Source organism: Rheinheimera sp., from assembly GCF_037442525.1.
In the GTDB taxonomy this organism is placed as follows: Bacteria; Pseudomonadota; Gammaproteobacteria; order Enterobacterales; family Alteromonadaceae; genus Pararheinheimera.
Genome location: NZ_JBBIQD010000003.1, coordinates 166,383 through 190,786 on the forward strand (window position 1 = coordinate 166,383; position 24,404 = coordinate 190,786).

Here is a 24,404-nt window from a genome sequence, read left to right on the forward strand (position 1 = left end):
TGATAAAAATATTCATCTACTCCTGTAACACCGGGGCTATTGTATGGTGTTAACCACAGAATGGCAGCTTTTATCTCATCCGGTACTGAGCAGATTTCAGCATCAGCTTTGGGTTTGTCAATTGAATAGCCCAGATCCGTATGTTTCCGGGAATAAAGCACTCAAACTCAAATACCCACTGCAGCAGGCACTCAAAGAAAAAAAGACCGGGCTCCTGACGCTTGGCGGCGCATTTTCCAATCATCTGGTGGCCACAGCGGCCGCCTGCGCTCAGTGGGGTCTGTCCAGTGTCGGTCTGGTCCGGACTGACCAGCTGGACCCGCGCAACCCAAGCCTGAAACTCTGCCTGCAGCTGGGCATGCAGCTGATTGCTGTCAGCCGCGAAAGCTACCGTCAACGCGACACCCCGCAATGGCAACAGCACTGGCAGCAGCAGTTTGCGGATTTTCTCTGGGTGCCAGAGGGTGGAACCTGTGAAGCCGCAGTGCGGGCCGTCAGTGAGTTTCCTTTGGGGCAAACCCCGGCAGGCCAGGCGGACTGGCTTGTCAGTGCCGTTGGCAGCGGTGGGACCTTGGCGGGTTTAATTCGCGGTGCAGGCCCGGCCTCCGTAGTGGGTATTCAGGTGGTCAAGGATGCAAGGCTCAGGGATAAGATCAGCAGTTTGGCCGGGGACCTCAGTTGCCACTGGCAACTGCAGCAGGCGTTACATTTGCCTGGTTATGGCAAAACCGACCAAAAATTATGGGATTTTTGTTGCGGGATCAAAGAACAAGGGATCATGCTTGAACCCGTCTATACCGGCAAAGCCCTGTACAGCCTGTTACAGATGATTGAGCAGGGCCAATTCAGTGAGGGGCAGCGCCTCAGTTTTTTCCATACAGGTGGTTTACAAGGCCTGGCAGGGCTGGCCTATCGCGGTCTTATTCCATCAACTGATTCTGGGCAATGATGCGGGCCAGCGGCTGACTGAAATAGTACCCCTGAGCCCCGGCAACCCCGAGTTTTTTCAGGCAATACCATTCAGCTTCGCTCTCCACGGCCGTTGCGATGACCAGGGTATCGGTGCCACTGCTGCTGGCCAGCAAGCCCCGCACAAACAACTGCTGCTCCAGCTGCTGGTCAATATGCCTGACCACAGCCGGATGGATTTTCAGCATGCTGATCGGCAGCTCATCACTGTAAGGAGCGGGCGTCAGGCTCAGGCCTACATGATCAACAACTAAAGCAAAGCCCCAGCGCTGCAATTGCAACAGCCTTGGTTTCAGTTGCCGGTAGTGCTGATGCAGATGATGTTCATGAAATTCCAGTGCTATTAAATCCACCGGCAACAGCCGTTGTTGCACCTGGTCCTCCAGCCAGCGCCACCAGCTGTTGTCCAACACGGAAGCCACGGCAATATTGACACTGCAGCGCCGCCCCTGATAGCTCTGGCGCTCACGGATACAGACCCCAGCCACCTGGGCAAGCACAAACTGATCGATAGCTGCTGTCAAACCACAGTTGGCCGCCATCGGCAGAAAAACCCCGGCAGGCAGTTTGTCGCCATCACTGCTTTGTAACCTGACCAGCACTTCATGCTGCAGCACATCTTCATCCTGCCAGGAGAACACAGGTTGAAAACTCAATAAAAAGCGTTTGTCCCGCAGTGCATTGTTCAGCTCAGTGCGCCACCAGACAGAACCTTTGATTTTTGGCTTTTGCGGATCGATAAAACCATAAGCCGCATTGGGTCCTTGCAGCTGAGCGGTTTTCAGTGCCATATCCGCTTCCGATAACAACTGATAGCTGCTTTGACCTTGTTCATACAACACAAATCCGACATGGATCAGATCAAAATCCTGCAACTCACTGAAACAATTGGCCTGACTCAGCACCAGCGCCAGCCGATCACCAAAAGCCTCAGCTTCTTTACCTTGCATACCTGGGATCAGCAGTGCCAAATCATTGTCGGCCATCCGGGCTATCACCATTTGTGGCCAGACCGAACAGAGCTCGGTCAGCAAATCAATGCAGCTGCGTAATCTTGGTAACTTCACTGTGCTGAGCAGTACGGCTTCCGGATGGCTGATTTGTAATAAAAACAGAGCTCCGGAAGCAGGTTCAGCACTATCGGTCAGGTAATGCTGCAGCCGGCTTTCAAAATACAGCCGGTTGCCAACCGCCAGCTCGTGATCCACCAGACCTTGCACCCGCACCAACTGGCGGGTTTCTGCATCGCGTTTTTGCCAGTTTTTCAGCTTCAGTGTGGCGCGCTGCAACTGGGAAGCTACAGGCACAGCGTCCTGATAGTCCATCTCCAGTTGATTCAGCAAGGCCCTGGCCTGGACTTCTGTTTGCTGCCAGAGCTGTAATTGTTCACGCATAAAAGGTTGCCACCACAGCCACCAGGCCGTAATCAGCACAAAAGGAAGATTCAGACAAAGTGCCAGCGGTAGATAGCGGTCTGGCATGGCCGGTGCTGCAACCGCCAGCAAAGCGTTGAGCGACAACAAGGCGCCCAAAAACAAGATGATTTGCCAGCGCTGCTTGCGTTTAAGTAATTCAAAAAGTCCCATGGCCAGCTCCTGCGTCGCTATCCGTTTGCCTGCCCGACAGTTTAGTTAAGTGTTAACCAGGAGCTGCTGTATTGCTTAAGTTTTTTCAGCTGAAGCTCTGTTATCATGCAGTCAGCTTTTTCCCCAGGAGAATTTATGCAGTGGCAGCATTGTCGTTTTCATGAATTGAGCGCAGAGACCCTGTACCAGATACTGCAGTTGCGGGTGGATGTTTTTGTGGTTGAACAGAATTGCCCTTACCCGGAGCTGGACGGCAAAGACTTACTGCCAGGTACTGTGCATTTGTACCTGCACAACGCGCAAAAAGTGCTGGCCTATGCCCGTATTTTACCGCCGGGCGCCAGCTACCCGGATACCCCTTCGTTGGGCCGGATTTGTGTGGCACAGAGTGCCCGCCAACTGGCGCTAGGAAAGGAACTGGTGCGACGCGCCATGGAACTGGCTGCACAGCACTGGCCAGCCACCCCTATTCGTATTTCAGCTCAATGTTATTTGCAGCGCTTTTATGAAAGTTTTGGTTTTATTGCCTGCAGTGAAGCCTACCTGGAAGACAATATTCCACATCTGGAAATGCTCAGACCCGCCTGACGGCTAGCCGGCTTGGCCATAGAGCTGTTCGGCGCGGTTAAACAGCACCCAGCTGGTCAGAATGTATTTATCCCCAGAAACCGGAATACAGCCCCTGTGGGTATGAGTAAAGTAGGCCGGCGCTATCACCATGCGGCCGGTTTTCGGCTGAATGGCTTTGTTCTGGTAATAAAATTCAGTCTGACCACCTTCGGCCACATCATTCAGATAAAACATAAACAGCAGCACCCTGTGCAGTGCTTCGTTATGCGGTAATTGGGGGTACACCTCTGAATGCCAGTAGTTGTAGTTGCCTTGACCCTGTTGGTACTTCTGCATCTGAACAGGCCCAAGCCGGTAAATGGTCTGTGTCAGCTGCGGCACCTGCGGCATACCAAATTCATTAAAATTATCTGCAGTAAGAGTGACAGCCCCATGACCGGAAGGATGCGGCAAGGTCATACTGATGGGCCCGATCAGGGCAAAATAGTACTTGCGAAAGTAGTCCATCACGTACTGGCTGGTAGGGCGGCAAATGTCATTCAACGCCTGCTGATACTCAGCATGCTGGTTCAGGTACAAATCTGTGCTGATTTTTTTGCTGGTATCCACCCCTCCGCCCGTGCGGCCAGCTGTGGTATAAGGGCTGTGTTCAAAAACACGGATGAGCTGCTGGCAGAATTCAGCGGACAGCACATCATCATAAACTTCAATAAAATCGTGCATAAAAAAACCAAACGGCCTCGGGTGATAGCAGTGACGACCTTGCGCGTCATGGTCAGACACAATACAACCGCAGCCGGATGATTAGCAAAAGTTTTGCTCGTCCATACCAACTTTGCGCTCTACCCATAAAAAGCAGCCTTTAGTCGATGTCAGGTGGTCAACCCGCATCGAACCGGGTAGCGTGAAGTGCTGAAGACACAGAGGATAACCAGAATGAAAAAACTCGTTTTATGCAGCCTGTTGGCTTTAAGCCCCCAGTTGCTGGCCTATGACCGTATCACAGGTGCTGATTTTGCCAGCCGCTCAGAAGTGATTGCCCCCCATGCAATGGCGGCCACCAGCCAGCCTTTGGCCACCCAGATTGCACTGGATGTGATGAAACAAGGTGGCAGTGCCGTCGACGCAGCCATAGCAGCCAACGCAGCCTTGGGGCTGATGGAACCTACAGGTTGTGGTATTGGTGGCGATTTATACGCCATTGTCTGGGACGGTAAAACCAAACAGCTGTATGGCCTGAATGCGTCAGGCCGCTCACCAAAAGGCCTGAGTTTTGACAGACTGCAACAAGAGCTGAAAAAACAGAACCTGACGGAACTGCCGCCGCACGGCATGTTGCCGATCAGTGTGCCTGGCGCGGTCGACGGTTGGTTTGAGCTGCATCAGAAATTCGGCAAACTGCCAATGCAACAAGTACTGCAACCGGCGATCAACTATGCCGAGCAGGGGTTTCCGGTCAGCGAACTGATTGCTTATTACTGGGATCGGTCAGTGCCAAAATTATCGGTTCAGCCCGGCGATTTTAAAGGCACTTTTACCATCAATGGCAAAGCCCCGGCCAAAGGGGAACTGTTTAAAAATCCGGATCTGGCCAAGACGTACCGTGCTATCGCCACAGGCGGGCGGGATGCGTTTTATAAAGGCGAAATTGCCAGGCGCATCGACGCTTTTATGACAGCCAATGGTGGCTACCTGCGTTATGACGACCTGGCCAGCCATAAATCCGATTGGGTAGAACCTGTGTCGGTTAACTACCGTGGCTACGATGTCTGGGAGTTACCTCCAAACGGCCAGGGCATAGCCGCGCTGCAAATGCTGCAAATACTGAAAAACTTTGACTTAAAAGCCATGGGTTATAACAGCGTGGACAGCATTCATACCCAGGTTGAAGCGAAAAAACTGGCTTTTGAAGACAGGGCCAAATTTTATGCCGACATGGACTTTAACAAAACACCAGTCGCGGCCCTGATTTCTGAAGCCTATGGTAAAGAGCGCGCTAAACTGATCACCGATAAAGCCGCACAAAGGGTTGATGCCGGTAACCCACACCTCTATACAGGCGACACCATTTACCTGACCACGGCCGATAAGGACGGTACTATGGTGTCATTGATCCAATCCAACTACAGGGGCATGGGTTCAGGCGTGGTGGTACCAGGCACAGGTTTTGGTTTCCAGGACCGTGGCCAGCTGTTTTCGTTTGACCCAGCACATGCCAATGCCTATGCACCAGGCAAACGCCCCTTCCAGACCATTATTCCGGCTTTTATGAGCAAAGACGGCCAGCCGCTGATGAGCTTTGGCGTGATGGGGGGTGCCATGCAGCCACAGGGCCATGTGCAGATTGTGATCAATATGATTGATTACGGTATGAATCTGCAGGAAGCCGGTGACGCTGCCCGCTGGCAGCATTTGGGCAGCACAGAGCCTACCGAAGCGGCCACTGCCTACCTGAAAAATGGCGGTTATCTGCAGCTGGAAAAAGGTGTGCCTTATGAAACCGCCCGTGAGCTGATGAAAAAAGGCCATGACGTGCGTTCAGGTTTAGGTGAGTTTGGTGGTTATCAGGCGATTTACCGCGACCCGAACAGCGGTGTTTATTACGGCGCCTCTGAGTCGCGTAAAGATGGCCAGGCCGCCGGATATTAATGCCAACCCAATAGTGGGGTCAGAGTACGACTCTGACCCCAACAGACGCTAATGGGTGATAACGTTGAAAAAGGCGGGTTAAAACCCGCCCCTCCAGCCGATTAATGCAACAGACGTTGTAATTCCGTTTCCCGTTCTGCCTCTGACAACTGACGTACACTGGTGCCTTCGGCGCGAATTTGTTTGAGCTGATCCCCCAGCAGAATATCGCGGCCTGCCGGGCTGTGCCGGATCACCAGCAGCTTTTGTACAAAGATAGTATCCGGGTGCGTCGAGTTCAGGTAGTTGGCCGGCATAAAGTCGACCCACTCACTTTCATAGCCGTCAAAACCAAACTGGCTGAGCCACTGGCCGTCCACATAAGCCTGCAGTACATAAGCACCCTGGTCATCCAGCGTCAGTTTAAAGCGGTCAAAGTCCTGCACCAACTCCAGATCCAACCGGGACAACGCTATGGGGGCCCGAATGCCATAACTGCCAAAACCTAAATCCAGCAGATACTGTTCACCTTCGGCTTCCACCAGCAACACCATATGGGTTTTTGGCTGGCGTACCGGGTAAAACATCGGCCGGGCGGCGACAAAACGGTAGTGAAAACCAAGCGCCTGCAGTGCCATCGCAAAGAGGCCATTCACCTCGTAGCAGTAACCGCCCCGGCGCTTGTGGACAATTTTTTCGACGATTTGCTCCGGCACCATAGACACCACCTGGCCGGCCTGCACATCGAGGTTTTCAAAAGGCACCGCAAAGAGCTGGGCCCGCATCAGGTCGTGCAGGGTTTCGGCCGTCTGATCCACCGGACCGCTATAACCAATACGCTGGAAGTAAGCAGCTAAATCAAAATTTTCGGCAAACATCATCGGCTCCTAATTCAGCTTTGAGCCCGCTTTGTCTTGCACCAGCACCCAAGGCGACACCACCACAGCCCATAACTCCGCCTTTTGTTCAAACCAGAGGCCCGCCTGACTGTCATTGACACGATCGACCAGGCCCTGCTGCAACCAGAGCTGCACCTGCATTTTGTCATCCTGACTAAAGGCATAAGCCACCTCGACTAAATCCAGGGTGGCGGCCACCTGCACCACAGAACCGGCCGCATAAAATTTTTGCAGCTCCAGCCAGTTAATGCGGGCGGTTTCGCTGGTAATTTTGGCTTTTTGTACTTCAGGTTCCACGGCAAAATTTTCGTTCATCTGTGTTCTCTTCACGGGCACCTGGCCCCTCTATTCAACTTCGTCACCCTGCTCCGCCACCTGAGCCGCGCTGAGTTCGTGTTTTTTCATCAGTTTATGCAAGTCAGTTCTGTTACGCCCGGCAAGCTCTGCCGCCCTGGTCACATTGCCTTCGGCCATTTTCAGCACTTTGATCAGGTACTGGCGCTCAAACTGATCTTTGGCTTCGGTCAGGGTTGGCCAGAAACTGACATTCTGCGACAGCGCCTGCTCCACCTGGGCCAGGCTGATCACCGGGCTGTTGGTCAGAGCGACACACTGCTCCACCACATTGACCAGCTGACGCACATTACCCGGCCACTGCGCTGTCACCAACGCCTGCATCGCATCGTCGGAGAAACGGTTGACCTGCACCGCATGGCGCTCAGCACTTTGCGCCAGTACATGGCGAGCCAGCAGCGGAATATCTTCGGCCCGCTCGCGCAGGCTGGGCAACTGCAGGTTCACCACGTTGAGTCTGTAATACAAGTCTTCGCGAAAGCTCTGCTCCTGCATCGCCAGCTTTAAATCGCGATGGGTGGCCGACAGCACCCGCACATTAATGGGAATGGTTTTGGTACTGCCGACAGGGCGGATTTGCCGCTCCTGCAAGGCTCGTAATAACTTCACCTGAAGTGGCATCGGCATATCGCCGATTTCGTCGAGAAACAAGGTGCCACCGTCCGCTTCGCGGAACAAACCGGCGTGTTCATTGACCGCACCGGTAAAAGCTCCTTTGGTGTGACCAAACAGCTCCGACTCCAGCAAATGCTCAGGTAAGGCACCGCAGTTGATCGCGACAAAAGGCCCTTTGGCTCGTGGGCTGGCCTGATGAATGGCTTTGGCCAGCAATTCTTTACCCGTACCGCTGGCTCCGGTGATCAGCACACTGACATCACGCTGAGCCACCCGGTACGCCTGATCCAGTACCTGTTCCATCACTTTACTGCGGGTCACTATGGCCTGACGCCACTGATCCTGGCTGGGTCTATGCGACTGGTGTACCGCCTGCGCCAGAATGTCGCGCAGCTCATTGTTATTCAACGGTTTGGTCAGAAACCCAAAAACGCCGCGTTGCGTCGCCGCCACAGCCTCCGGAATAGACCCGTGCGCCGTCATCAGCACCACAGGCAAACCAGGGCAACGTTTGGCAATTTCATCAAACAACGCCATCCCATCCAGGCCAGGCATCCGCAAATCGGACAGCACCACATCAAAGCTGTTTTTGCCAAGCAGCGGCAAGGCCGTTTCCGCGCAGTCCGCGCTGGTCACCTGGTACCCTTCCCCTTCCAACCGCAATGTCATCAGCCGCAGCAGGCTGGGGTCATCATCCACCAACAGTAAACGGGCTCCGTGGCTCATTTTAGTTACCTGTCTGATTTAATTTGGCTTCAATCTGGGTTAAGGCATCGATTTTTTTCTGCAGATCTTTGGTCTGCCGGTTCAACCGCTCAATGCGGCCCTGGTGCTGGGCATTGAGCCTGGACAGCGCCGTCACTGCGGATTCACTCTCCAGCAGCTTTTGGTTATAGGCTAAATCCCAACGCAATAAATCGGCCAGACCTTTGGGTAAGGTATTCAGCCGGTCAGACAACTGCGTCTGGGCGGCAAAACGCACTGAATAAGGGCTGTCCGGATGCAGCCGGATCAACAAGGTTTGCAGCTGGGTTACCGCACTGCTGGTCAGACTGCGCAGCAGGGCATCGCGCTGATCCTGGGTGGTGGGCAGTAACTGGGCACGAAAATCGCGCCACGCCTGTAAAGTCAGCACATCGTCTGCTATCGCCAGTTCAGCCTTAACAGGTTTTTCCGGTTCCACCGTTTTTGGCTGCACCAGGGCAGGCTGAGGCTCAGGCTTTTTCACCACAGGGTGCAGTGGTTTCACTGACTGACAACCCACCAACAACACGGCAGTAGTGATGCTTAACCAGACTTTCATATGCTTTCCTCAACTAAAGGCAACCGGACCTGAATACAGACATCGGCGTAATTCACATCGACAATTTCGGCTATTCCTCCCAGCAAACGGGCGCAGTCAGCCACAATAGACAAGCCAAGGCCTGAGCCTTGCACTGAATCAAAACGTTGGGCTTTGCCACGCTGGAAGGGTTCAAAAAGTTTGGCCCGCAATTCGGCCGGAATAGGAGTACCGTTGTTGGCAACATCCAAAATCAGGTATTTGTCATGCGGCCGCAGGCTGACCCAGACTTTGCTGCCTTCGGCGCCATAAGCCTGGGCATTGTTAATCAGATTGTCCAGAATACGGCGGAATAACATGCCATCGGTATAAATACGCGGCAACTGACAATCCAGCTCGATCTGCTGCTCGCGCTGCTGCAATGACAGCGCATGGTCGTTAAAACAGTCCTGCAACAACTTGTCACTGTCATGCCAGCTCAGCTCCGGCTTGGCCTGTTGCAGCAACTTGTTGTAATCCAGCAGTTGTTCGGTCAGCACACTCAGCCGATCCGCGCTGCCATTTAATAAAGTCACCACTTCCATTTGTTGTGGCGTTAAAGGCCCCACCAGTTGTTCAGCCAGCAAGGCGCAACCTTCGCGGATACTGGACAGCGGGGTTTTTAATTCATGCGAGGCATGACGCAATAAAATCAGCCGCAAGGCCTCCAGTTGCTGCAACCGGGACGCCAGCCAGCGCAGCTGTTCGCCCAGTTCGGTCAGTTCCCGTGGGCCATCGACTTTATCATGTGGGAAATGATGGCTCGGCTGACCGATGGAGCGGATCATCACATCCAGTTTTTTTACCGGCGCCGTAATACGGGCGGAAGCCCAGATAACCAGCAGCAAGGTCAGCACCACCAAAGCCACAGTTTGCCAGGCCAGCTGGCTTTGCGCTTCTTCGGCATAACTTTGTTGTTGCTGTAACCGTTGTTCCAGCATGGCCCAAATCGCCTGTGTCAGTTGCAGTTGCTGCTGACGGATTTTTTGCAGTATGGGGCTGAGCTCTTCATTATTCTCCGTCAGGTAATTGTCCAGCAACAACTGCAATTGTGTTTGCTGCTGCTGACATAACAATGGCTGAGCCAGATTCAGACAGACCGACGTCAGGTTCTGCTGGTAATTGTCCAGATGGGTCGCGGCGAGCTTAGACAAGGCATCGGTTTTCAGAATACTGAACTGCAACACGGACCGTTCGATGTCGTTGACCAGCTTTTGCATATTTTCAGTACGACGCACATTGGCGACTGAACTTTCGGCTTCGGCAATAGCAAAACGACTGACATCCGATAACGAGCTGTTGCTTTGCCATAACAACACAGTCAGCGGGATCAGCGCCATACAGAAGCTGAGTAATACAAATTGCCGCAGGCTGGCTGGCTGAATGGGCATACGCATAGGATAAGCAATGGCCGGAGAAAACTGCCGGTATCATACCGGATTTTATCCGGCGCAAGAAAGCAAAAAGCCGGTCAGAGGACCGGCTTTTCTCAAGTTTGACAGCAGCTTATTGGGCAACCTGCACAGCAGAGGCCAGAGCACGGGCTTTACGCGCCTTGGCAGCAGTGCGGGCATAAGCATCAGCTGCCTGTGCCCGCTCCAACTCCTTTACCTGGGCACCATTTAAATCAATTTTGCGCAGGAAGCTGACGAACACAAAAGCATTAACCATAAAGAAAGCGACTGCGGTGATTAAAAACATATCCATGATTGACCTCTCTTACTTCAGTTGAGTTGCAGCTTTGGCTGCGCCGGTCGGTAAATTAGGTAAGAGCAACAACCTCGTATCTCTTACCTAATTTACCGTAACGACCCTAACAATGCAGAGACTATGCCAACTCTAAAATTAAAAATTAACTCATTTAAAAACAATAAGATACAAAACAAAATATCAGCTCATCCTTAGTAAAGGGCTGAAACTGAATGCCAACCACAAAAGATCTGTTGCCAATTAGCGACAGCAAATACCCCTCACAAAATAAACACATATAAATCAATAACTTAAACTGTATCTTTTTAGCGACAGTTTTCTAAAGAAAGGTTAAATTCAATTAAAATCATTATAAATCAACAAGATAAAAACATGATTTTGGAGCTGCAATTGGGGAGGATTGGGGTCAGAGTAGTACTCTGACCCCAGAGGGGTTAGTCAATAAAACCGTATTTACGGGCGACCTTGTCAAAGTACTCCAGGCACTGTTTGGCGTACTGACGTTTTTCAACATAGCTGCCTGGGAAAAAACTCTTTTTAAAACCATAAGCCACCATGTCTTTCAGGCGCTTTAGCGGGATATCAAAGTGGTCCAGTGCCAGTTTGTATTCACGCGACACCGTGGTGTTCGACACCAGCCTGTTGTCGGTGCAGATCACTGTGGCAATACGGTGGTCCAGCATATCGCCAAATTTATGCGCTTTAATGGAACCAATAGCCGGGTTGGTCTGCAGGTTACTGGTCAGGCACACCTCGATCGCAATGCGCTTGTCGGCAATATAAGACGCCAGCTCGCGGATATAACGCGCTTTGTCTTTGATGGCTGAGTCCTGGATCATGTCCGGCACAAACAAGGAATAACCGTGGCCAATACGGTCGGCGTAACATTCAGTAATGGCTTCAAACACACTCTCAGCGCCATAAGCTTCACCGGCATGCAGGGTTTTCAGTAAAAAGTGCTGGTGGGCGTATTCATAGACTTCTTTAAAGTTATGCGCCGGATAACCCGACTCCTGCCCGGCCAGATCCAGCGCAACAATAGGAATACCGGCTTCATCACGCAGCCTGACACTGGCCCGCACCAGCTCCATCGCCGCCAGTTTAATCACTTCTATTGGAGTGAAATCGCGCATCAGCTGGAACAGGTTGGTGTAATAAGGTGAAAAACCTTTGTCACCAAACATACGCATGGCGCAATTGATAATGCCGTAAGCAAAAGGCGGTTTGTCACCGTTCTGAATAGCTGGCTGCTGATTGTATTCCTGTTGCGCCCGTTTCAGACCAGTGTTGACCGCATGCATCACCCGGTCAAAATCAATGCCGTTTGGTAAATCAATCAGCAATTGCGGAGCAAAGCGCACCTCAATGTAGTTCACCCCTTCCAGTTGGTTATCGATGGCGAGCTCATAAGCCGCCCGTTCCAGATTCTCCATATCGCGCAGCACAGCACAGGTGTACTGAAAGCAATGCAGGTATTCACCTAAGTTCTGGTAACTGTCTTTAAACACCAGTTGCTTTAAGCCTTCCACCGTCTGGCTGGGTAAACTGACATTGGCTTTGGCCGCCATTTCAATCAGGCTGTCGAGCCTTAAACTGCCGTCTAAGTGCAGATGTAAATCCGACTTTGGCATTTCTTTAATAAAATCAAAAGAATAATAGTGCATCAGCTAAAACTCACGAAAAAGACGACTGGTTTTAGTTATAGCAGTATGTGCTTGAAGAAAATACCGAAGAAATTCAGTGAATCAACAGAAGAGAAAACTGAGTGGTCCTGGTGCCCGGCAACGGCTCCCTCCCCTTTAACACCACCACGCCTTACAACACACTGCTCCAGAGAACAATGCAATGACCCCCTAACCGGGGCGCCATAACATTTCGGCGGGACTTTATCTCTTTTTACAAAACAATAGCAAGCGCCGGTACTGCTGTTTTAGCATGAATGGCAAAGGCTGGTGTAAAGCAACCGGAGAACGGCTTAGGGGGGCTGCCATTGGTCTGACGGAGTGCTGGCCTCAGGCCAGGAAAGACGGGCGACGACATGCGTTTCTTCAGCAAGCAGCGAAAACGACCAGCCATTGCGCTCACACAGCCGCTGCACTATTCCCAGCCCTAAGCCATAGCCGTGAGAAGACGGGGTCTCGGTTGGCCTGTACCGGTCATCCATGTCATTGCTCAGCTGGTTGGTGACCAGCAGTTCATGGTCATGGATCTGAACCTTGATCGGCCCTTGTCCGGCCAGCGTGTGCTCAAACGCATTTCGCACCAGATTAGTGACCGCAATCGAAAACGCCTGTGGATGTCCGCAGAGCCTGGGGTTTGCGCGTTCGTCTATCTCAATGGCAACAAACTTACCACTCAGCAGGTAGCGTTGCTGTTCTATTGCCTTGGTCACCAGCGGCATCACAAAAAACTGCGCGTCATACAAGCCATCGTCGCTTTCGCGGGCAAGGCACAAAAACATCTCAATGGTGGTTTTCATATCAAGGGTGGCACGCCTTACCCGTTCGAGTGCCCTTACATCGGCCGCTGACAAATCACTTTGTTCCATCAACTCCAGCGCACCTGTAATAACAGTAATTGGCGTGCGCAACTCATGGCTGGCCGAACTGGTAAAGTACCGCTCTCTCTCCACAAATGCACTGATACGTTCAAGCGTCCGCTCAATAGTCTCAGCAAGTACCCCCACCTCATCACCGCCAAAACGGCCAGACTCAATGCGTTTATGATCATCCACCGACAGATGCTCTACGTCGATGTCCGCCACCACCTTGGCAAGTTGTGTGACAGGGGCGACAGCTCTGCGCATCACCACCAAACCCAGTCCGAAGCCCAGCACACCAAGGGTTCCCACCACACTGGTGATCACCAGCAGCAACCACCAGTCTTCTGACGACGCCGCTTCAATCCCGGCAACGTCGAACACCACAAAGGCCTGTTGTTGCGCCTTGCCGGCAGCGACGACCGCGACATGCAACTCTTCGCCTTCGAATTCGTACAATCCCTCAGCGGGGTTCGTCTGCGCCCACTCCTTCAGTGATTCCGGCAAGCTGGCAGCCTCAGCGTAACTGCGAAGGTTCACCGAAATTGCCGGATAGCTTTTGGCCGCTACCTCCAGCTGCCGGGTCAGCACCCGGTCTTCGCTCAACCTGATCGCCGCAAAAAAAGCCAATCCCCAGGCCACGCTGAGTACAGCGACACAGACCGCAAAGGCAAATGCGACCCGCTTGCGCAAACTGTGCCTGTACATCATTCAAGATCCTCTGAAATTCGGTAGCCGATACGATGCACTGTGTGAATAAGCGGCCTGTCAAACGGCCTGTCAATGGCCTGCCGCAGCTTGTACATATGGGACCGAAGCGCATCACCGTCAGGGACCTCATCCGCCCACAACAAGGTTTCCAGCGCATCACGGTCCACCACAGAGGGCGCCTCTTCCATCAAGCGTTGCAGCAGTTTCATTCCAGTAGGGTTCAGATCGACACGTCGTCCGGCACGATAGACTTGCAGTGTGGACTTATTGAACGTCAGCTCCCCCACAGTGAGCAGGTTGTCGATTTTTCCGTGGCTGCGTTTATACAGCACCTGCAACCGTGCGTGCAGCTCCTGCAATGCAAACGGCTTGACCAGATAGTCGTCGGCGCCCGCTTCGAACCCCTTCAGTTTATCTTCAAGGGTGTCTCGCGCTGTGAGCATCAGCACAGGCGTTGCCAGATTGGCATCGGCGCGCAGCTTTTTGCAGAAACTCAGGCCATCCATGCCCGGTAGCATCAGGTCCAGCACAATGACGTCAAACGGGTTCGTCAACGCCAGGTGCATCGCACTTAACCCGTCATAGGCAAAATCCAGAATATAGTGATGCGTTTCCAGATAAGCGGCAATGTTTGCACAAATGTCGCGATTGTCTTCGACAATCAAGGCTCTGATCGGTGCGTCACCAAGTTTGCGAACCATCTGCTTTCCTCTGTTACCAGGCGTAATCCAGCCGAAGACCAATCAGTGGCTCGGCTTCGCTGTCGTCTTTCACCTCCACACCCCGGCGGTAATCAAACTCGGTGTCATCGCCCGACGACGCTGAGGTGGCGTTGATCACATCGAGAAAGGCGGTCACATCAATAGGACCAAATGCGCGTCGATAGTCAACCCTAAGGTTCAACAAGCCATAGCCGCTATAACGACCGACATTGCGGGCAGTGATCTCTTTTGAGTAGCGTAGGGGTTGTCCGGGTCCCAACACATCGGAGTGAATAATAAAGTCGTCGTAGGGTCGGCCAGACAGATATTTGTAGCGTCCGGCGACCTTCCAGCGGTCGTTAATTTCCCAGGTCAGGCCCAGGGTCGCGACATGCTCACGGCTGAAGTCGGCCGCAACCTCACCACGACCGTCCTTGCGGTCTATAACGATATCGTTATACGAGTAGGTTGCCGTCGTGTAAAGCCCTTCGCGGATTGTGCCGTTGACCACTATATCCACGCCGTAGGAAGTACCGTCACCTATGTTGGCAAAGGTACCGCTGGCCCGGTCAAGGTCAACCACCAGATCGTCGAGCTGTTGATAATAGGCCTCCGTGAGTACCGACCAATGGGAGTTGAGGAAATATTTGAAACCAACACTGCCATGGCTGATTTTTTCGTTCTTCAGGTCATTGGACTCGTTGGCGGCCAGCTGTAAAAAGCGTGGCGACTGATAAAAGAGTCCTGCGGTCGCAAAGTATCGGACCCTTTGAGTGGGTTGCCAGTTCAGATTGAACCTCGGCGACACCAGGCTTTGGTCAGCAAAACCGTCCCGCTCAAGCCGTAAGCCAGTGCCAAAATCCCAGTCACCCAGTTCAAAAACCTGCTCGGCGTAGCCCGCATAGCTGCTTTCTTTCCGCTTCATGGCAGAATTGATGTTGTCGGGCTCCAGCACAATAAAACGCTGTTCGGGGTCTGGTCTGAAGTCATCTTCATCGTAGATAAACCGGGTCCAATCGCCATCCAGCACAGTGTTGTAGTCCAGTTCAATTTGTGTGACCTGCCCACCTGCGCTGAACCGGCCCCATGAGTTCAGGGTCTCAAAATCGCTTCGCCAGCCCAGCTCAGTTTCATTTTCACCTATGGTCAGAATGTCCTCCCGCAGCGGAAAACTGGATGCCGGTGACCCCGGAGGGACCAGATCCGGAAAGGCTTCGCCCTCAGAACTCAGCTTGTCGCTTTTGCGGGAGTAAAGTTTGTTGGTCCAGACCGCTTCATCACCGACCAATGACCGCAACGTCAGACCGTACAAGTCACTGTCTTGTTTGAAATCCAGCAGTGCAACATCTTCGAAATTGGGCGACGCAAACACATGAGTCTCGTCACGAATGTAGTCTTCGTAGGTATCCATCAGCAGAATTTCAACTGTATGGTTCTGGTTCACTGGGATCACCGACTTGACGATGATATCTCTTAACACAGGATCACCAATGTCCAGTTCTTCGATAGTTTCAAAAAAAGCGCCAAAATCCAGCCGCCGGGCCGAAAGCAGCATAGTAGAGTCCCCGGTCACACCTGTTGGGCCGTCGTAACCCACTTCATAACCTGCCAGGTCGTAGCGGAAACTTGCTGAAGGGCTAGGATTGCCATCGGCGACTTCCAGTTTGAGCAGCGATGCCGCCCGGCCGCCATAAGCGGGCCCCCAGCCACCGGGCGAGAACTCTGCACCACTGATCAGGTTCGGTGCAAAAATCGAGAAACGGCCGCCGCCACCGACATCTTCGTCTTCACCCAAAGTTGCATCAAAGTGCACTGCCTTATCAAAAGGAAACTCATCTACGAATAACAAATTATCCCGCGGGCCACGGCCACGTACGCTAAAGTTGGCAAACTCCCCTGTGGATGCCAGACCGGGCAAGCCATCCAGTGACAACAACGGATCTGCACCTCCTCCCACGGCACTTTGTAATGCTTCCCTGTCGAGGTAAGTGCTCGATGCTGAGGCAAAGGCATCCGCCTGCCGGGCCCGGACCTCCACCACCTCAATCGCCTCTTCTTTCAGTAGTTCGAAGTTAATCTGCATCGTTTTACGTGTGATGACGCGGACGCTTGGCTCATAGGAGGACACGAACCCACTTTTGGCTGCGCTTACCGAATACAGCCCTGGCTCGAGCTGCTCAACCAGGATGCGGCCCTGAGTGTCGGTGGCGAACGTTTGGCTGGCAGAGGTTTCCCTTTTCCTGAGCGTGATCTGCACGTTTGCGAGTGGCCGGTCAGTCTGCTGATCTGTGACGATAAGGCTCAGCGCACCAGGCGCCTCTGCAGCGTGGCTAAAAAGTGGCAAGCCAATCAGCAGCGCCCACAGAGTCAACCACCATACCTTTCTAAATTGCCTGCTCATCCTTCTATTCCTCCAATTATCAAGCGTATGAATGTGATAAAACGCTGCAAGGTTAGCAAAGCAATTGTGACTAAAAAGTCGCCAAAATCAGGATTCTGCATTCCAGGGCTGAGGCCAAAGCCAGTTTCATTCAGGGGAAAAGCCAGCGCCTGTTATCTCGAGTTCAGTTTATTTAACCTGAGGGTCTGTCCGGTACGATGCGTTTTCCACAGGCTTTCCATCCGCGGACGTCTTTTTTGGCAGAAAAGGGGAATCTGTGCAGTGGTATTCGAACTGAAAAAAAAGCATGGCAAGGGCGCCAGAGTAGGATCTGCGCCGGGAAAAAGATGAGCACCAATACTGGAAGCATGTTAAACACTGCAGTCAGCAGCCATAACTGTCCACCAGATGCTGTCCTGTTTATGTTGCTATCCAGAAAAGTGGCCACAGAGTGATGGCGAACGAATGCATTTGCCCAGAGTTGCAGTCAGGCACCAGATAGCGTTACGCGGCTAAGGATAGGGAATGATAAGGAATGAACTGCCTGCAGATGGTGCCCGGGGCCGGACTTGAACCGGCACGGGGTTTCCCCCGAGGGATTTTAAATCCCTTGTGTCTACCGATTTCACCACCCGGGCGACGGCGCGTATTCTATGCGCAGAAACAGTGTTCGTCATGTATTTTTCATCAAAAGCCGTAAAAAATTAAATAACTGCTGATAAATTCAGCAAAAACAAGGCTGTTTTTTTGTGTTTGCGCAAAACCCGCACAATTTCTGCCGAAATAGCCGTCAAAAAACATGGCGGTTTAGCCATCTATACTGTTGCAATCACCATGTGGCCGTGCTACTAATAAAAGCCATAACAACTACGGCGAATAACAGTCGATGAATTTTGTAACTCAGAACACCACATTGCTCAGCCTCCTCGTGCTCCTCAACGGACCACGGGGTCTTGTGCATTGGTAAATCTGTAGTTACCACACACTTCAACCCCGTGCCCAAGGCCGGGGTTTTTTGTATCCAAACCAAGGCCACAGCACAGGAATTCATATGCTAAGAGGATTATTTTATGAGTGGCCGCGACAAAATCTGGATCTTCGATACCACCTTACGTGATGGCGAACAGGCACTGCGTGCCAGCTTAAGTCATAAGCAGAAAATCCAGCTGGCTCATGCCATTGCCCGCTTAAATGTGGATGTGATGGAAGTGGGCTTTCCGGTGTCCTCCCCTGGTGATTTCCAGTCAGTGCAAAGCATTGCCCGCGACGTCAAAGGCCCGATCATCTGTGGTTTAGCCCGCGCTGTCGCCGCCGACATCGATGCCTGTGGTGAAGCTTTGGCACCGGCCGAACGTAAACGTATTCACACTTTTATCGCCACCTCCCCTCTGCATTTACAGTACAAGTTACGCCGCACTTTGGACCAGGCCATTGAACAGGCGGTGGCGTCCATCAAGCAGGCACGCCGTTACACCGACGATGTGGAATTTTCCTGTGAAGATGCCGGCCGCACCCCTATTGATGATTTATGCCGTGCCGTGGAAGCCGCGATTAAAGCCGGTGCCCGCACCATCAATATTCCGGATACGGTCGGCTACACCATTCCGAATGAATTTGGCCGCATTATCACCGAACTGAAAAACAAAGTGCCCAATATCGACCAGGCCATTTTAAGTGTGCACTGCCACAACGATTTGGGCCTGGCAGTCGCTAACAGCATTAACGCCATTCAGGCCGGCGCCCGTCAGATTGAATGCACAGTCAATGGCATTGGCGAGCGCGCCGGCAACTGCTCGCTGGAAGAAGTGGCGATGATTATCAAAACCCGTGGCGACGTGCTGCCCTTTTACACCGACATCAAAAGCACCGAGATTTACCGCTCCAGCCACCTGGTCAGCCAGATTTGCCATATGCCCATTCAGCCGAACAAAGCCATTGTCGGTGAAAACGCCTTTGCCCACAGCTCAGGCATTCACCAGGACGGCGTGTTAAAGGCGCAAAACACCTACGAAATTATGTCGCCGGAACAGGTCGGTATCCGTCAGAACGAACTGAACCTGACCTCAAGATCAGGCCGCGCGGTGATCCAGCACCGATTAAGCGAAATGGGCTACACCCAGGACGACTACAACCTGGATCAGATTTATCAGGCGTTTTTAGCTTTGGCCGACCAAAAAGGCCGGGTCTTTGATTACGACCTGGAAGCTCTGGTGTTTTTCCAGAATCTGCAAGACACCAATGAACCCTACAAACTGGAGTTTTTAAGCTCCTCCACTCACACAGGCCATGTGGCCAGCGCGACCGTCGGTATCAGTGTGGATGGTACCGTCAAAACTGAGGCGGCCACAGGCAATGGCCCGGTGGAAGCGGCCTTCCAGGCGATTCAGCGTATGGTGGGAACCGAAGTACGGATGGTGGACTTTAACCTGCAGGCCAAAGGCAGCGGCGAAGACGCTTTGGGCCAGGTCGATATTATTGCCGAGCATCAGGGCCGCCGTTACCACGGCGCCGGTCTGGCCACAGACATTGTGCGCGCATCCGTGCTGGCTTATGTGCATGTGCTGAATTTAATCGAACGCAGCAAACAGGTGGACGCGGCCAAACAAGCGCGTCGCAGCCCGGAATTCCAGACAGAACCTACAGAGAAATAAGCATGAAGAACTATAAAATTGCCGTGTTAGCCGGTGACGGCATTGGCCCTGAAGTGATGGCCCAGGCATTAAAAGTGCTGGACGTGGTTTCAGCTAAATTCGGCTTTTCAGTGACCGCCACTCAGGCTTTGGTCGGCGGTGCAGCTATTGATGCCACAGGCACTGCGCTGCCGGACGACACGCTAGCCCTGTGTAAACAAAGCGACGCTATTTTGTTTGGCTCAGTAGGTGGCCCGAAATGGACGGCCAGCCTACCGCCGGCGCAACACCCGGAGCGGGCGTCGTTATTGCCTTTGCGTAAAGCCTTTGATTTGTTCTGCAACCTGCGCCCAGGCCAGATTTACCCGGCCTTTGCTGAGTTATCGCCTTTGCATCCGCGCATCAGCAGCCAGGGCATGGATATTCTCTGTGTGCGTGAGCTGACAGGTGGCATTTATTTTGGCGACAAAGGCCGCAGCGACACCGACGCTTACGACACTCAGCGCTACAGCGTGGCGGAAATTGAACGCATCGCCCGGGTCGCTTTTGACGCCGCCACCAAGCGCCGCAATAAAGTGACCTCCATTGATAAAGCCAATGTGCTGTCCACCAGCCTGTTATGGCGCGAAGTGGTGGAACGTGTCGCGAAAGACTACCCGCAGGTCGAACTGGAACATATGTATATCGACAACGCTGCGATGCAACTGATCCGTGCGCCAAAGGCCTTTGATGTGATGTTATGCGACAACCTGTTTGGCGATATTTTATCGGATGAGTTAGCGGCTATTGCCGGATCTTTGGGTTTATTGCCATCGGCCAGCCTGAATGGCTCCAACTTTGGGTTGTACGAACCTGCTGGCGGCTCTGCACCGGACATTGCAGGCAAAGGCATCGCCAACCCTGTCGCACAAATTTTAAGTGCAGCCCTGATGCTGCGTTACAGCTTTGGTGAAGAAGCCGCAGCCCGCGCTATTGAAGCGGCAGTGGCCCAAACCTTAAGTGATGGAGTGGTCACCCGCGACATTCACCCGAATTCAACTTACGGCACTGCGGATGTAGGCGCAGCCGTCATTGCTGCTATCTGACGAGGAACCAAAGATGGGTCAGACTCTGTACCAAAAAATTTATCAAAGCCATGTGGTCGCCGCGGTCAACGGCAGCACCGACTTATTATTTGTCGACCGGCATTTAATCCACGAAGTGACCAGCCCGCAGGCTTTTGCCGGCTTGCGTCAGGCCGGTCGCGCTGTCCGCCGTCCGGATTTAACTTTCGCCACTATGGACCACAACACCTCGACTCAGGTACGCAGCTACGACGCCGCTGGCGAAACCTCACGTAAGCAGCTGGAAGCTTTGGCCGCCAACTGCGAGGCCAATGGCATTACCCTGCTGGATTTATACCACCCGGATCAGGGCATAGTGCACGTGATTGGCCCTGAGCTGGGTTTAACCCAGCCAGGCATGATCATTGTTTGCGGCGATTCGCACACCTCCACCCATGGTGCGTTCGGCGCTTTGGCTTTTGGTATCGGCACTTCAGAAGTGGAGCATGTGTTAGCTACCCAGACCTTGCCACAACAAAGTGCCAAAACCCTGAAAATAGAAATTACCGGCCAGCTGTCACCGCTGATCACCGCCAAAGATGTGATTATGGCGGTGATCGGGGTGTTAGGTACGGCAGGCGGTAATGGTTATGTCGCCGAGTTCTGTGGCGAAGCCATTCGTGGCATGAGCATGGAAAGCCGGATGACGCTGTGCAATATGAGCATTGAAATGGGTGCAAAAGCTGGTCTGATCGCGCCGGACGCCACGACCTTCGCTTATATGCAAGGCCGCCCTTACGCCCCCAAAGCAGCGCACTGGGACGGCGCCGTCCGTTACTGGCAAAGCCTGTTCTCTGACGCCGATGCGGTGTTCGATAAAACCGTCACTATTGCAGCTGAACGTATTAAACCTCAGGTCACCTGGGGCACCAGCCCGGAACAGGTAATAGCGGTCGACGAGCCAGTGCCCTCCCCTGAGTCCTTCAGCGATTTAATCAAAGCCGACGCTGCCCGTCGTGCCCTGAACTATATGGGCTTAGAGCCTGGTCAGAAGCTGACCGACCTGGCGGTGGATGTGGTGTTTATCGGCTCCTGCACCAACAGCCGTATTGAAGACTTACGCCAGGCCGCCGCCCTAGTGCAAGGCAAGCAAGTCGCCTCCGGCGTGCGCGCTTTGATAGTACCGGGTTCAGGCTCAGTGAAACGTCAGGCCGAAGCCGAAGGGCTGGCCGAGGTGTTTAAAGCCGCAGGTTTTGAATGGCGCGAACCCGGCTGCTCTATGTGTCTGGGCATGAATGATGACCGTGTGGGTGCAGGCGAACGTTGCGCCTCCACCTCGAACCGCAATTTTGAAGGCCGTCAGGGCCGTGGCGCCCGCACCCATTTGGTCAGCCCGGCCATGGCCGCCGCCGCTGCTATTGCCGGCCGTTTTGTTGATATAGCCCGAGGAGCCTGAAATGAGCCAGATATTTGCAAAAGGCCTGGTCTGCCCGCTGGACAAAAATAACGTGGATACCGACCAGATCATTCCAAAGCAGTTTTTAACTTCGGTCAGCCGCGATGGTTTTGCCGAAGCACTGTTTTTTGACTGGCGTTATCTGGACAACGGCGCGCCGAACCCGGATTTTGTGCTGAACCAGCCGCAGTATCAGAGGGCATCCGTGTTGTTAACCCGTGCCAATTTTGGCTGTGGTTCCAGCCGTGAACACGCGCCCTGGGCCATCCAGCAGTACGGCTTTAATGTGGTCATTGCTGAAGGCTTTGCCGATATTTTCTTTAATAACAGCATTAACAACGGCATGTTGCTGATCAGCTTAAGCCCGGCCAATATTGATTACCTGTTCAGCCGCTGCCAGCAAGGGCCGCTGGAGCTGTCGATTGACCTGGCAGGCCAGCAGATCATTCTGGGTAACAATGCAGCTTTGGGTTTTCAGATAGACCCGGATATTAAACAACGGCTGTTGTCTGGCCTGGACTTTATCGGTGCCAGCGAGCAGTTTAATCCGCAAATAGAGCAGTACGAACAGAAACGCCGCCAGCAACACCCCTGGTTAGGTTAAACCGCCCGGCCTGAGCTGTGCAGCAAAGCCAGCTCAGGCTGTTTTAGCCATCCAGACGTAAGCCACTGATTTTACATTGATTCGTTTGCGTATTTCTTCAGCAGCACCATACTTGGCAAAGCTCAACACCCTGTCTATAGTTTCGATATTATCAATTTAACCACTGAGGAAAATCCAATGAAGAAACTTGTTACCTGTGCGGCGCTGTTGACCTTCACTGCTGTTGCAGCCCCGGCTATGGCTCAGGAGCAATGGCTGGTGTCGTTATGCGAATACACCAAAGCCGATGATAAAAACCGGGTACGTAAAGTGTTGTCAGACAACAAAATGAACGTGCGCAAAATTTACGATGCCGTAAAGTGCAATGGCGACAGCCTGATCCAGTTTGCCATCCGCAGTGATGCGTATGAAACAGGGGCATTTTTTGTAAAACAGATGCCAGCCAAAGCGCTGGAAGCGGAAGGGCTCGAAGCCTGGGCCGGTGCAAACGGTTTTGGCAGCTCCGCCCTTTTGAACGATATCAAGGCCCGTATCGGCCAGGATTAACCGGCCTTTCGGTTCAGACAAAAGCGGGATTTATTCCCGCTTTTTTACGCCTTGCAGGCCAACGCGCTGCGTTGTTAAAAATCGCTCCCGACCCGACGATTTTTATTTGGCAGTCCGGCCTTTGTGCCACAACAACCCCAGTCCCCACAGCAGTGGTACCAACAACGAGGCAAGCAACAATACCAGCAAGTACCAGGTTCCACCTACTGCCGCTATATGCAGTGGATACAGCAGGTGCATCAGCCGGCTGACCCAGCCCATTTCTGTGGCTTTGTTCAGCTGCAACAGCTGAGCATTGCGTGGGTCGAGCAGCAGCTGGGTACGGCCATTGGGGTGCCATTCTGTTGGCAATTGCAGCCGCATCGACAAGGGCTGGTCTGAGGTTTGACGGAAACTGACCAGGCGGATCTGCGCTTGCGGCGCGACCTGCTGAGCCGCCTGCAACCACAAAGTCCATTGCCCCTGTTGTATCGGGTAATTCACTGGGGGCAGGCTCGTTTTCGCGGGCGGCGCCTGCTGCAGCAGCCAGTTCAGACCGGCGCTCACTTCTTTGTTATACACCACCAAAGTGCCGGTCAGAGCAGTCCAGCTTAACAAAGGTAAGCTCAGCAGGCCGACCAGCCAGTGCCAGTGCCGGGCGCGGCGACCATCGGCCGGACCTGCAGGAGGCTGCCATAAACGCCAGCTCCAGTGTCTGGGCCAGCTGAGTTTTGCCCCCAAGGCAAACAGCAGCAACGCCAGCAGCCCAACCACGCCGGGCAGCTGATGCCCCCAGCTTTTGACAAAGAAATACAGATGCAGCTGGTAACTCCAGCCGATCCAATCCTGATAGGGCGTGCGGCTCAGCAGCAGTTCACCCGCAGGTGAAAAGTACTCCAGTGTGCCATCGTGCCGGGCCAGCTCCAGCCAGGGCCGCTCAGGGGTCGGAATGCGGGCGTAGCCGTAGTCCTGCTGAGGCAGTTGGTCCAGCACCTGGCCCCAGACTTTCAAATCCGGCTGGTAAGGCAGCTGCAGTTGCGGGTAGTGCCACTGCAGCAGGCTGTTTTTATACAGCAGAATACCGCCGGTCAAAGCCATCAGCACCAACAGCAAGCCAAACCAAAGTCCAAGTTGTCGGTGCCAGGTACGGCTCATCAAAACCT

The 24,404-nt window shown here is 53.2% G+C and carries 21 protein-coding genes and 1 tRNA gene; 8 read left to right on the plus strand and 14 right to left on the minus strand.

Going from position 1 to position 24,404, the window contains the following annotated elements; genetic code table 11:
- Positions 1-43 precede the first annotated feature (43 nt).
- Positions 44-949 carry a pyridoxal-phosphate dependent enzyme gene (locus tag WKJ03_RS07155; protein WP_337841490.1) on the plus strand — a complete coding sequence of 302 codons (906 nt, stop codon included), beginning with the start codon at positions 44-46 and terminating at the stop codon, positions 947-949.
- Here WKJ03_RS07155 and WKJ03_RS07160 read toward each other — a convergent pair.
- Positions 921-2,555: an EAL domain-containing protein gene (locus WKJ03_RS07160; protein ID WP_337841491.1), complete on the minus strand. Its 1,635-nt coding sequence runs from the start codon at positions 2,553-2,555 to the stop codon at positions 921-923. The genes WKJ03_RS07155 and WKJ03_RS07160 overlap by 29 nt on opposite strands.
- Positions 2,556-2,690: 135 nt before the next feature.
- Between WKJ03_RS07160 and WKJ03_RS07165 the strand changes: the two genes are divergently transcribed.
- Complete coding sequence (locus tag WKJ03_RS07165; protein ID WP_337841492.1) at positions 2,691-3,143, plus strand: GNAT family N-acetyltransferase; 453 nt, start codon at positions 2,691-2,693, stop codon at positions 3,141-3,143.
- A gap of 3 nt (positions 3,144-3,146) precedes the next feature.
- Here the strand turns inward: WKJ03_RS07165 and WKJ03_RS07170 are convergent, their stop codons facing one another.
- Entirely contained in the window at positions 3,147-3,848 is a 702-nt protein-coding gene (locus WKJ03_RS07170) for a 2OG-Fe(II) oxygenase (RefSeq protein ID WP_337841493.1), read from the minus strand.
- A 213-nt stretch (positions 3,849-4,061) separates the two neighbouring features.
- Here WKJ03_RS07170 and ggt point away from each other — a divergent pair, with 213 nt between their 5' ends.
- Positions 4,062-5,774: a gamma-glutamyltransferase gene (ggt, locus tag WKJ03_RS07175; RefSeq protein ID WP_337841494.1), complete on the plus strand. Its 1,713-nt coding sequence runs from the start codon at positions 4,062-4,064 to the stop codon at positions 5,772-5,774.
- A gap of 101 nt (positions 5,775-5,875) precedes the next feature.
- Here ggt and WKJ03_RS07180 read toward each other — a convergent pair whose 3' ends face one another.
- The 11 genes from WKJ03_RS07180 to WKJ03_RS07230 all read right to left on the minus strand — a co-directional run bounded on the left by WKJ03_RS07180 (position 5,876) and on the right by WKJ03_RS07230 (position 17,621).
- Complete coding sequence (locus WKJ03_RS07180; RefSeq protein WP_337841495.1) at positions 5,876-6,631, minus strand: arylamine N-acetyltransferase; 756 nt, start codon at positions 6,629-6,631, stop codon at positions 5,876-5,878.
- A gap of 9 nt (positions 6,632-6,640) precedes the next feature.
- A complete protein-coding gene (locus WKJ03_RS07185) occupies positions 6,641-6,967 on the minus strand; it encodes a DUF2288 domain-containing protein (protein ID WP_337841496.1) in 327 nt (108 codons plus the stop codon).
- A gap of 30 nt (positions 6,968-6,997) precedes the next feature.
- On the minus strand, positions 6,998-8,347 hold the full coding sequence (locus WKJ03_RS07190; RefSeq protein ID WP_337841497.1) for a sigma 54-interacting transcriptional regulator: 1,350 nt from the start codon (positions 8,345-8,347) through the stop codon (positions 6,998-7,000).
- A gap of 1 nt (position 8,348) precedes the next feature.
- Entirely contained in the window at positions 8,349-8,924 is a 576-nt protein-coding gene (locus WKJ03_RS07195) for a hypothetical protein (protein ID WP_337841498.1), read from the minus strand.
- On the minus strand, positions 8,921-10,339 hold the full coding sequence (locus WKJ03_RS07200) for a HAMP domain-containing sensor histidine kinase (protein WP_337841499.1): 1,419 nt from the start codon (positions 10,337-10,339) through the stop codon (positions 8,921-8,923). The genes WKJ03_RS07195 and WKJ03_RS07200 overlap by 4 nt, the downstream gene beginning before the upstream one ends.
- A 109-nt stretch (positions 10,340-10,448) precedes the next feature.
- Positions 10,449-10,649, minus strand: coding sequence for a hypothetical protein (locus tag WKJ03_RS07205; RefSeq protein ID WP_337841500.1), 201 nt, complete (start codon positions 10,647-10,649; stop codon positions 10,449-10,451).
- Positions 10,650-11,086: 437 nt separating this feature from the next.
- Positions 11,087-12,316, minus strand: coding sequence for an adenosine deaminase family protein (locus WKJ03_RS07210; RefSeq protein ID WP_337841501.1), 1,230 nt, complete (start codon positions 12,314-12,316; stop codon positions 11,087-11,089).
- A gap of 311 nt (positions 12,317-12,627) precedes the next feature.
- Positions 12,628-13,899 (minus strand): HAMP domain-containing sensor histidine kinase, encoded by a 1,272-nt coding sequence (locus tag WKJ03_RS07215; RefSeq protein WP_337841502.1) that lies wholly within the window; start codon positions 13,897-13,899, stop codon positions 12,628-12,630.
- Entirely contained in the window at positions 13,899-14,576 is a 678-nt protein-coding gene (locus tag WKJ03_RS07220) for a response regulator transcription factor (RefSeq protein WP_337841714.1), read from the minus strand. The genes WKJ03_RS07215 and WKJ03_RS07220 overlap by 1 nt, the downstream gene beginning before the upstream one ends.
- Before the next feature lie 40 nt (positions 14,577-14,616).
- Positions 14,617-17,004 carry a TonB-dependent receptor gene (locus WKJ03_RS07225; protein WP_337841503.1) on the minus strand — a complete coding sequence of 796 codons (2,388 nt, stop codon included), beginning with the start codon at positions 17,002-17,004 and terminating at the stop codon, positions 14,617-14,619.
- Between the two features lie 530 nt (positions 17,005-17,534).
- Positions 17,535-17,621: transfer RNA gene (locus tag WKJ03_RS07230), tRNA-Leu, on the minus strand.
- Between the two features lie 432 nt (positions 17,622-18,053).
- On the opposite strand from WKJ03_RS07230, the gene leuA reads away from it, so the two are divergent.
- The 5 genes from leuA to WKJ03_RS07255 all read left to right on the plus strand — a co-directional run bounded on the left by leuA (position 18,054) and on the right by WKJ03_RS07255 (position 23,262).
- On the plus strand, positions 18,054-19,634 hold the full coding sequence (gene leuA / locus WKJ03_RS07235) for a 2-isopropylmalate synthase (RefSeq protein WP_337841504.1): 1,581 nt from the start codon (positions 18,054-18,056) through the stop codon (positions 19,632-19,634).
- Between the two features lie 2 nt (positions 19,635-19,636).
- Entirely contained in the window at positions 19,637-20,698 is a 1,062-nt protein-coding gene (gene leuB / locus WKJ03_RS07240; RefSeq protein WP_337841505.1) for a 3-isopropylmalate dehydrogenase, read from the plus strand.
- A gap of 13 nt (positions 20,699-20,711) precedes the next feature.
- Positions 20,712-22,112 carry a 3-isopropylmalate dehydratase large subunit gene (gene leuC, locus WKJ03_RS07245; RefSeq protein WP_337841506.1) on the plus strand — a complete coding sequence of 467 codons (1,401 nt, stop codon included), beginning with the start codon at positions 20,712-20,714 and terminating at the stop codon, positions 22,110-22,112.
- Position 22,113: 1 nt separating this feature from the next.
- Positions 22,114-22,716 carry a 3-isopropylmalate dehydratase small subunit gene (gene leuD, locus WKJ03_RS07250; RefSeq protein WP_337841507.1) on the plus strand — a complete coding sequence of 201 codons (603 nt, stop codon included), beginning with the start codon at positions 22,114-22,116 and terminating at the stop codon, positions 22,714-22,716.
- 177 nt (positions 22,717-22,893) lie between these two features.
- A complete protein-coding gene (locus WKJ03_RS07255; RefSeq protein ID WP_337841508.1) occupies positions 22,894-23,262 on the plus strand; it encodes a DUF3718 domain-containing protein in 369 nt (122 codons plus the stop codon).
- A gap of 102 nt (positions 23,263-23,364) precedes the next feature.
- On the opposite strand, the gene WKJ03_RS07260 is transcribed toward WKJ03_RS07255, so the two are convergent.
- Entirely contained in the window at positions 23,365-24,396 is a 1,032-nt protein-coding gene (locus WKJ03_RS07260; RefSeq protein WP_337841509.1) for a PepSY domain-containing protein, read from the minus strand.
- Positions 24,397-24,404: the final 8 nt, after the last annotated feature.